Consider the following 5,504-nt stretch of genomic DNA (forward strand, 5'->3'; position numbering starts at 1 on the left):
GGTTTTTAGCTGGTGCCAGCTTTCAGTTAAATGGGGTTTACCGCCAGCTTACGATTCAAGTGACTTTAACCCAAGTAGACGAACAAAACATTGAAATGCTCACACACGTAACTTCCACTTAGTAATTATTAGATCGTTTTTTAATATTCTAAAAATGGTTGCTTTGATATTTATTTTTGGCTTTTTGTTCTGTATAAAATCCAAAAACAGGATATGTAACTTATGCTTTCGGTGTGTGGTGATATAAATATTCTTTTATGGCCAGATCGCTGATCAAAATGGATTTAGCCTACGATCGGATAAGGATCCTATCTTTGCGTGATATGGATCATTCGGTACTTTAATCTTTGAGGTTAAGATGGGCAATGCTGATTAGACAAGATTAGGGTGTAGCTATGATTCAATGTCCAGATTGTGATGTAGAGCTCAAATGGAAGGGGAGATATCACTGTGAGCAGTGCCAAATGGACTTTGATAAACAGGCTTATTGCCCAGACTGCCAAGCTCAGCTTGAAAAGCTTTTGGCCTGCGGCGCAAGTAATTATTTTTGCAACCAGTGTAACGAGTTAAAGTCCAAATCTAAAGTGCGGTTCGTGCTCGTCAAGATATAACCTTTAAGAGACTGTTGATCGAATTTCACCATCATTGAGGCGAGTCACTAGGATATCACCTGATCTTACATCCTCTGAACTTGTAATAATTCGGCCAGATTCTGTTTGGCTGATAGAGTACCCGCGTTTTAGTGTTGCTAAAGGACTAACCGTATCGAGCTTTTCGCCCGCGAGTGAGAGTTGATGACGAGCTTTGAGAAGGTTTTTATCCATTGAGGTGACAAGCTTTTGCTCGAGTCGTTCTAATGCTGATCTTTGATCTTGAATATAGTGAATTGGCGTATGTAATTGCAGTTTATACTGCTGGCGTTCAATATGTTGGCTCTGCGCCGCTAAATTACTCTGCATTGCTCTATTCAAGCGTATAGAGAGTTCATCAAGTCGTTGGCTTTGCTGTTGAAGCTGATAGGTTGGATGCTGCCTGTCTAATCTGTGCTGCAGCCCAATGATCACTTGCTTATGCCTAGTTAAGTAATTGCTAAACCTTGCTTGTAATTTATTGATTGAGTGGTTGAGTGTTTGTAACTTATGACTATTATCACGGCTAACCAGCTCGGCTGCGGCTGAAGGGGTTGGTGCGCGTAAATCGGCAACAAAATCACTGATGGTGACATCTACTTCATGACCAACCGCACTTATGATTGGAATTTGACTTGCTGCTATGGTACGGGCGACGATTTCATTGTTAAAGCACCACAAGTCTTCAAGAGACCCTCCGCCACGACCTAAGATTAATACGTCACATTCATTGCGGCTGTTAGCGCATCCAATAGCTTGAGCTATTTGAATCGATGCTTCTTCACCTTGAACCATAGTTGGGTAAATCACCACTTCTAAGGAAGGATCACGGCGTTTCAGTACATCAAGAATGTCATACAGTGCTGCCCCTGTCTGTGAGGTAATGATGCCGACACGTTTAGGGTGCTCTGGTAGCGCTAGTTTACTGCTTTGAGCAAAAAGCCCGTCAGCGGCTAACTTGAGTTTCAGTTTTTCAAACTCTTGTTGCAAACGCCCGTCGCCTTCAGGCTGCATACTTTCAATGATTAATTGATAATCGCCGCGAGGCTCATAAAGTGACAAGCGCGCTTTAACAAGTACCTGATGACCATTTTGAGGTTTAAAGGTGACGCGCCGGTTGTTTCCACGAAACATTGCACATTTAACTTGTGCGCGAGAGTCTTTAAGAGTGAGATACCAATGGCCAGAAACTGGGGAAGAGAAGTTTGATATTTCGCCCAATAGCCAGACTATGCCCATTTCATTTTCGAGCAAAAGGCGAACTTCAGCATTTAAGCGTGAGACGGTGAAAATATTTTGGTTAGTCAGGGATGACACTGCTAGTCTCGTGGACGTGAGTATGGACATTAGCGGCAATATAATACATATCAAGGGGGGGAATGCAAGAAAAAAATGAAAATAAATGTAGTAAACCGATTGCGTTAGCCGTATAATCCGTCCGCAATATCTAATCCAAATGTAGTAAAGTTTTATCACTGGCTGCACTCATTATGCGAAACGATGAGATTGGATTGTCCTTTTACTCCTTTTATTGTGAGATATTGCAAATGCTAAGAATTGCCAAAGAAGCGCTGACATTCGACGATGTATTGCTAGTGCCAGCACACTCCACCGTTCTCCCAAACACAGCTGATCTTCGCACTCGGCTGACAAAAAATATTACTCTTAATATCCCAATGATCTCGGCCTCAATGGATACGGTCACTGAGGCGCGTTTAGCTATTGCGCTTGCTCAAGAGGGTGGCATTGGATTTATTCATAAAAATATGTCCATAGAGCAGCAAGCTCAGATGGTTCACCAAGTGAAGATCTTTGAAGCTGGCGTGGTGTCTCATCCTGTAACCGTTAACCCTGATGCAACCATTGCTGATGTTATCGCACTGACTGAAAAACACGGCTTTGCAGGCTTCCCTGTCGTAACAGACACTAATGAATTGGTTGGTATCATTACTGGCCGAGATGTTAGGTTTGTGACCGATTTATCCAAGAAAGTGGAAGCGGTTATGACTCCGAAAGAGCGCCTTGCTTCAGTTAGAGAAGGTGCCACTCGCGAAGAAGTGCAAGAGAAAATGCATGAAGCGCGCGTTGAAAAAGTACTGGTTGTTAACCGTGAGTTCCAACTTACTGGAATGATCACTGCAAAAGATTTCCATAAAGCAGAGCGTAAACCAAACGCATGTAAAGATGACCAAGGTCGTTTGCGTGTGGGTGCTGCTGTGGGAGCAGGTCCTGGTAATGAAGAGCGCGTTGCTGCGCTGGTTGAAGCGGGAGTCGATGTTTTATTGATTGACTCGTCTCACGGCCACTCTGAAGGTGTACTTAATCGTATTCGAGAAACTCGCACGGCTTATCCTGATCTCGATATTATCGGTGGTAATGTTGCCACTGGCGCTGGCGCATTGGCGCTTATTGAAGCAGGTGTTAGTGCTGTTAAAGTAGGTATTGGTCCAGGCTCTATTTGTACAACGCGTATTGTAACTGGTGTAGGTGTTCCTCAAGTTACAGCGATTGCTGATGCTGCAGCAGTAGCAAATGAATACGGAATTCCAGTGATTGCCGATGGCGGTATTCGTTTTTCTGGTGATATCTGTAAAGCGATTGTGGCTGGAGCGTCATGTGTCATGGTCGGCTCTATGTTTGCGGGTACAGAAGAAGCACCTGGTGAGGTCATTCTCTACAATGGTCGCTCCTACAAGGCGTATCGCGGAATGGGCTCTTTGGGGGCTATGTCTCAAGGTTCTTCTGATCGTTATTTCCAGTCAGACAATGCAGCCGATAAGCTTGTGCCTGAAGGTATTGAAGGCCGAATTGCTTATAAAGGTCGTTTGAAAGAAATTGTTCACCAACAAATGGGCGGACTACGTTCAAGTATGGGCTTAACGGGCAGCGCGACGGTTGAAGATATGCGCACTAAAGCTGAATTTGTGCGTATCTCAGGTGCGGGAATGAAAGAGTCCCACGTGCACGATGTGCAAATTACTAAAGAAGCACCAAACTACCGCTTAGGATAATAGTTGTTGATTGGCCGTTTGAAAAAATGATCATAAAGTCGTAGTGGTGAGAGTAACCATGATTGCTTTTCAAATATTCAAGTTGCCAAAAAAAGATTAACACAACCTAAAATGTTAGCCCCAGCTTAACGAATCAATTAAGAGGCGAGTATGCTCGCCTCAGTTTTAATATAAAGCTTATAAGACTGTTCAAAATGACTAAAAATATCCATGACCAACGAATTCTGATCTTGGACTTCGGTTCTCAGTACACCCAACTTGTTGCTCGCCGCGTTCGTGAAATAGGCGTTTATTGTGAGCTGTGGAGCTGGGATGTTGATGAAGCCGATATTCGTGAATTTAACCCAGATGGTATTATTCTCTCTGGTGGCCCAGAGAGCGTGACTGAAGACAACTCACCACGAGCACCTCAATATGTGTTTGATTCTGGTGTACCTGTGCTTGGCGTTTGTTATGGGATGCAAACCATGGCCGAGCAGTTGGGCGGTAAGGTTTCTACATCTGATGAACGTGAATTTGGTTATGCTGCTGTAGAAGTCTCTGGAGAGTCCTCAATCTTTAAAGATCTTGAAGCAACTCAAGATGTTTGGATGAGCCATGGCGATAAAGTGGTCGAAATCCCAGAGGGTTTCGTTAAGGTAGGTGAGACTGAAACCTGTCCTTACGCTGCAATGGCCAATGAAGAGAAAAAATACTTTGGTGTACAATTTCATCCAGAAGTAACCCACACCAAAAATGGGCTACAAATGCTGGAAAACTTTGTTCTTGGCGTTTGTGGCTGTGAGCGCCTTTGGACTTCAGAGTCGATCATTGAAGATGCTGTTGCGCGGATTAAAGAGCAAGTAGGCAGTGACGAGGTTATTCTTGGCCTATCTGGTGGTGTTGACTCGTCTGTTGTCGCTATGCTGGTTCACCGTGCTATCGGTGATAAGTTAACCTGTGTATTTGTTGATAACGGCTTACTGCGATTGAATGAAGGCCAACAAGTCATGGACATGTTTGGTGATAAGTTTGGCCTTAACATCATCAAAGTGGATGCAGAAGAGCGATTTTTGTCCGCACTTGAGGGTAAATCTGATCCAGAAGATAAGCGTAAGACCATAGGTCATGTGTTTGTTGATGTCTTTGATGAGGAATCGAAGAAACTTAAGAATGCGAAATGGTTAGCACAAGGTACCATCTATCCGGATGTGATTGAATCTGCGGCGTCTAAGACAGGTAAAGCGCATGTAATTAAATCCCACCACAACGTGGGTGGTTTACCCGATGATATGGAAATGGGGCTTGTCGAGCCACTTCGCGAGCTATTTAAAGATGAAGTACGTAAGATAGGTCTAGAACTTGGTCTGCCTTACGACATGCTTTATCGTCATCCTTTCCCAGGCCCTGGTCTTGGCGTTCGAGTACTAGGTGAAGTTAAAAAAGAATACTGTGACTTGCTTCGTCGAGCTGATGCTATTTTCATTGAAGAGCTTCACGCGGCGGACCTATATCATAAAGTTTCTCAAGCCTTTACCGTATTCCTACCTGTTCGATCTGTCGGTGTAATGGGCGATGGCCGTAAGTACGACTGGGTTGTTTCACTACGAGCGGTAGAAACCATCGACTTTATGACCGCGCATTGGGCACACTTGCCATACGATTTCTTGGGTAAAGTCTCTAATCGTATTATCAACGAAATTGATGGTATCTCTCGCGTGGTTTACGATATCTCGGGCAAACCACCAGCAACGATTGAGTGGGAGTAGTTATTTTAGTGTAAGTAATTGATTTTATTTAATTAGTTATTTACACATTACTTTCACACTTAGAAATCAATCGTTGATTTCCTTAGTCTTTTTTCATACAGTTACACAAAATGTTG

4 protein-coding genes are annotated in these 5,504 nt (G+C 43.6%); 3 read left to right on the forward strand and 1 reads right to left on the reverse strand.

The window, feature by feature from the left end; translation table 11 throughout:
- Positions 1-395: 395 nt before the first annotated feature.
- Entirely contained in the window at positions 396-611 is a 216-nt protein-coding gene (locus AAFM34_RS20280) for a zinc ribbon domain-containing protein (RefSeq protein WP_341665984.1), read from the forward strand.
- A gap of 3 nt (positions 612-614) precedes the next feature.
- On the opposite strand, the gene xseA is transcribed toward AAFM34_RS20280, so the two are convergent.
- Positions 615-1,946 carry an exodeoxyribonuclease VII large subunit gene (gene xseA, locus AAFM34_RS20285; protein WP_341665986.1) on the reverse strand — a complete coding sequence of 444 codons (1,332 nt, stop codon included), beginning with the start codon at positions 1,944-1,946 and terminating at the stop codon, positions 615-617.
- A gap of 230 nt (positions 1,947-2,176) precedes the next feature.
- Between xseA and guaB the strand changes: the two genes are divergently transcribed.
- Together guaB and guaA are read left to right on the forward strand one after the other, a co-directional pair.
- Complete coding sequence (gene guaB, locus AAFM34_RS20290) at positions 2,177-3,640, forward strand: IMP dehydrogenase (protein WP_341665988.1); 1,464 nt, start codon at positions 2,177-2,179, stop codon at positions 3,638-3,640.
- A gap of 194 nt (positions 3,641-3,834) precedes the next feature.
- Positions 3,835-5,388 (forward strand): glutamine-hydrolyzing GMP synthase, encoded by a 1,554-nt coding sequence (gene guaA, locus AAFM34_RS20295; protein ID WP_341665990.1) that lies wholly within the window; start codon positions 3,835-3,837, stop codon positions 5,386-5,388.
- Positions 5,389-5,504: the final 116 nt, after the last annotated feature.

It is taken from the genome of Vibrio sp., from assembly GCF_038138445.1.
Classification (GTDB): Bacteria; Pseudomonadota; Gammaproteobacteria; order Enterobacterales; family Vibrionaceae; genus Vibrio.